Below are 4580 nucleotides of genomic sequence, written 5' to 3' on the forward strand. Positions count from 1 at the left end.
ACCCCGCGCCGCACCCGTCCGCGATGGGCGTGCCGCCGCGCGGGGCGGGCGAGCCCGGCGACCTGCCGGGCACCGGCGCCGCCAAGTTCTCCGCCTACGCCACCGAACTCGACGACTTCGAGCAGGCGCGCGCGGCGTTCGCGGGCCGCGTCGAAAGCTGGCAGCAGACCGTCGAGGCGTCCGTGATGGACACCGCCGACGACATCGCCTACGCCATCCACGACCTCCAGGACTTCCACCGCATCGGGGTGCTGCAGCACGCGCCGGTCGCCGCCGAGCTGGGGGAGTGGCTCGAGCACGCCGTCGAGCTGGCCGGGCTGGACGACGACGCGCTGAACGCGGACCTGCGCCGCCCGGGCCGTTCCCTGGAACGCCTGCGCCGCCGCATGCACGCCAAGGACGCGTGGATCGGCGACGACGACGCGTTCGGCGCCGCCGTCGCGCGGGTGCGCGCGGAGCTGGTCGACGGGCTCCTCGCCGGGGAGTTCGACGGCTCGATCGAAGCCGAGCAGGCTACGGCGGCGTTCTCGGCGAACTGGACCGCCCGGCTGGTCGACGGCGTGTTCGTGCTCGCCGCCCCGTCCACCCGGACCGGGCACGTCTCGCTGCGGCCCGCCCAGTGGCACGAGGTCCAGGTGCTGAAGTTCGTGCACCGCCGGTTCGTGCTGCTGCGCCCGGACCTGGCGCTGCACCAGCGCGGCCAGGCCGGGCTGGTGACGAGCCTGGTCGACGCGCTCGACGCGTGGCTCCTCGACCGCGACGAGGTGTCGCGGCTCCCGCGCCGGCTGCACGACCTGGTCGAGCTGGCGCACGCGGAGTACACCGGGCTCGCGCGCACGGCGCCGGAGCTGCTCGTCGGCGCGACCGGCGAGCGGGTGTCCGGCCCGGACGCGGTACGCGGGCTGGCTCGCGGGCGCGCGGTGGTCGACTTCGTGGCTTCGCTGACCGACAAGCAGGCAGTGACCCTTTTGGACGCGCTGTCCGGCCGGGCCGCGCAGCCGTGGTCGGATTCGTTTGTCCTGTAGCTGTCCGGTGGGAAGTTCACCGCTGCGCTGAACGGCCTACGACATCCGTCCGATTCCGGAAATTACCTGTCCTTTGTCACTCGAACGGCGGGTATTTACGCCGTACCCACCGTACTTAGCTTGATCCAGCCGGTGATCACCGGCGATCGGTCAGCGTGAGTCGGGGCACGCGCCTGGAGATTCGGAGGGCGCACGTGCGTCGTACCCGTTCCACGAGATCGAGATCCACCTTGCTGACCGCCGGGGCCGCGGCACTGCTCGCCGCGCTCGGCCTGGTTTCCCCGCCCGTCGCGGGGGCCGCCACCGCGTCCGCCCCGGACGCCTTCACCGAGACCGCGCAGCAGCAGATCGCCGCCCTGCAGGCGGTCAAGGCGGGCCGCACCGCCACCGAGTCCAAAGTGGACAGCAAGCTGCTCGCCGCCGAAAAGGGCGTCGCCAAGCAGCTGAACGCGCTCCAGTCCGGCGTCTCCGACGCGGGGACCACCCTGGTCGACATCCGCGCGAGCAAGGTCACGCCGGAGCTGATCGCCGGGCTCACCAAGGCCGGCGCGGGCATCCGCGCGGTGTCCGACCGCTACGCCAGCGTCCGGGCCGAAGTCCCCGTCGCGAAGGTCAGCGAGATCGCCGCCCGCGACGACGTCAAGCGCGTCGAGCAGGCCGACGGGGCGATGACCGCCCGCGAGCTGGCCACGCCCGCGACCACCCCGGGCAAGACCGAAACCAAGCAGCAGAAGGCCGATCGCATCGCCGGCGAACTGCAGAAAGCCGTGAGCGCCAAGGCGCAGCGCAGCGCCGCCGCGGCCGCGACCCTCACCAGCGAGGGCGACCGCGCGCACAACGCCGACCTCGCCCGCCAGCAGTTCGGCGTCACCGGCGTCGGCGTCAAGGCGTGCGCGCTGTCCGACGGCGTCGACTCGCTGGCCGCTTCGGTGGCCAAGGGCGAGCTGCCGCCGGACGTCGACGTCATCGCCGGCCAGGAGGGCGACGGCGACGAGGGCACCGCGATGCTCGAGATCATCCACGACCTCGCGCCCAACGCGAAGCTGGGCTTCGCCTCCGCCTTCAACTCCGACGCGAGCTTCGCCGACAACATCCGCAAGCTGCGCTTCGAGTCGCACTGCGACGTCATCGTCGACGACGTCATCTACTTCAAGGAATCGCCGTTCCAGGACTGGATCATCGCCCAGGCCGTGAACGACGTGACCGCCGACGGCGCGCTGTACTTCTCCTCGGCCGGCAACGAAGGCAACGTCGCCAGCGGCACCGCCGGGCACTGGGAAGGCGACTTCGTCGACTCGGGCAAGTCGGTCGGCAAGTTCGCCGGCACCGCGCACAACTTCGCCGGCGCGGCGGGCAACCAGATCTACGAGCCCATCTCGAACGCCTCCTCGGCCGGCGTCCCGGTGACGCTGCACTGGTCCGACCCGCTGGGCGCCTCGGCGAACGACTACGACCTCTACCTGCTCAACTCCGCGGGCGCGGTCGTCAGCTTCAGCCAGGACGTCCAGACCGGCACCCAGGACCCGTACGAGCGCGTCACGACGCCGACGTTCGGCGGCACCGGGCTGCGGCTGGCCATCGTCAAGTTCTCCGGCCAGAACCGGTACCTGTCGCTGTCCGCGCTGCGCGGCCGGTTCTCCGACTCGGCCGACGGGCTCAAAGCCTTCACCACCCCGGGCGTGACGGTCGGCCACTCGGCCGCGCGGGACGCCTTCAGCGTCGCGGCCGCCCCGGCGGCCAAGGCGTTCGGCCGGGCCCTCGAACCGGGCGACCCGGCCAACCCGGCGGGCCCGTACCCGGGTTCGTTCAGCGGCGCCACCAAGGCCGAGCGGTTCAGCTCCGACGGCCCGCGGCGGGTGTTCTACGAGGCCGACGGCACGCCCATCACCCCGGGCAACGTCTCCTCGACCGGCGGCGAGGTCCGGAACAAGCCGGAGATCACCGCGGCCGACGGCGTCACCACCAGCGTGACCGGCTTCAACCCGTTCTACGGCACCTCGGCGGCCGCGCCGCACGCCGCCGCCATCGCCTCGCTCGTGCTGTCCGGCAACCCCGGGCTGCCGCCCGCCGAGGTGCGCGAGGCGCTGATCAACACCGCGGTCGACATCGAAAGCCCAGGCCGCGACAACTTCACCGGCGCCGGCGTCATCCTCGCGGACAAGGTGCTGGCCTACACCGGCGCCAGCCCGCAGCCGCTCGCCGTGGCCAAGCAGCCGACGGTCACCCCGGCCGACGGCGGCTCGGCGCTCGACCCGGGCGACACCGCCAAGGTCACCCTGCCGGTGACCAACGAAGGCGACGGCACCGCCGTGTCCACCAGCGTCGTGCTCACCAGCCCGACCCCGGGAGTCACGGTCGCGCCGCGGGCCAAGTCCTACGGCACCATCAGCCCGGGGCAGACCGGCGTCAACGACTTCACCATCACCGTCCCGGCGAGCCAGCAGCTCGGCGTGCCGGTGGTGCTGAACGCCCGCGTCAGCTTCGCGGGGGCGCACTCGCCGACGACGCAGACGTTCTCGCTGCCGGTCGGCACCCCGTCGCCGGTCGCGCAGGACTTCGCCTACACCGGCGCGCCGGTGGCGATCCCGGACAACAGCCCGGTCGGCGCGTCGGTGACCATCCCGGTCACCGGGGTCGGCCGCGCGTCCAAGGTGACGTTCTCCGTCGACGGCACCACGTGCGGCACCGACCCGACGTCGACGACGGTGGGTCTGAACCACTCGTACGTCGGTGACCTGATCGGCACGCTGACCGCGCCGTCGGGCGCCAAGGCGACGGTGTTCCAGCGCAACGGCAGCTCGGGCAAGAACCTGTGCAAGGTCGTCTTCGCCGACACCGCGGCGGCGGCGTTCAGCACGGTGACCTCGGCGAACGCGCCGTTCACCGGCACCTGGCGGCCGACGCAGTCCCTGACCGGCGGCCTGACCTCCGCGGCCGCGGACGGCACGTGGACGTTCTCCGTGGTCGACGCCGCCGGCGGCGACGCGGGTTCGATCCGCTCGGTCGCGCTGCACATCAACGGGTTCGTCCAGCCCCCGGCGGCCGGCGCGCCGTCGAACGTCCGGGGCGTGACCAACAACGGCCCGGTGCACCCGCTGTAAGCAGCACCCGGTGCGGGGCCGTCGCGAAGCTCGCGGCGGCCCCGTACCGTTTTCCCCATGGCGAAGGCACGGCAGGTCGCGGGCGGCGGGCGCGCCGTCGAGGTCCCGCCGGAACGGCTGCGCGGCTGGTTCGAGCGGTTTTCCGCTTCGCACGGCGGGATCGTCACCACTGCGGGAACACCGCACGAGATCGGCGTGACCGCGGCCGACGGCACCACCGCGACCGCGACCGTCCCTTTCGGACCGCTCGAAGAACCCTCCCTCGACGCACTCGTCGCGCACGTGCTGGTGCCGCGGCGGATCGCGCTCCTGCTCGTGCGGCTCGGCGGGCACAGCGTCGGGATCGCCCGCGACGGCCGGGTCGAGGTCTCGCGCACCGACCGGCACCTCGTGCACGGCCGGTCCGCCGCGGGCGGCTGGTCGCAGCAGCGCTTCGCCCGGCGTCGCGCGGGAC

At 73.0% G+C, this 4580-nt stretch carries 3 protein-coding genes; all 3 read left to right on the forward strand.

What is annotated here, in order from left to right; genetic code table 11:
* Nucleotides 1-1025 (forward strand): phosphodiesterase (locus G3I65_RS38485; RefSeq protein ID WP_160700452.1); only part of this gene is annotated, 1025 nt, incomplete at its 5' end.
* A 230-nt stretch (nt 1026-1255) separates the two neighbouring features.
* Nucleotides 1256-4126 carry a S8 family serine peptidase gene (locus G3I65_RS38490; RefSeq protein WP_160700453.1) on the forward strand — a complete coding sequence of 957 codons (2871 nt, stop codon included), beginning with the start codon at nt 1256-1258 and terminating at the stop codon, nt 4124-4126.
* Between the two features lie 57 nt (nt 4127-4183).
* Nucleotides 4184-4580, forward strand: a 397-nt coding sequence (locus tag G3I65_RS38495; RefSeq protein ID WP_255482001.1) for an acVLRF1 family peptidyl-tRNA hydrolase, incomplete at its 3' end; no start/stop codon positions are given.

Origin of the sequence: Amycolatopsis sp. SID8362 (assembly GCF_010550475.1) — a bacterium.
In the GTDB taxonomy this organism is placed as follows: domain Bacteria; phylum Actinomycetota; class Actinomycetes; order Mycobacteriales; family Pseudonocardiaceae; genus Amycolatopsis; species Amycolatopsis eburnea.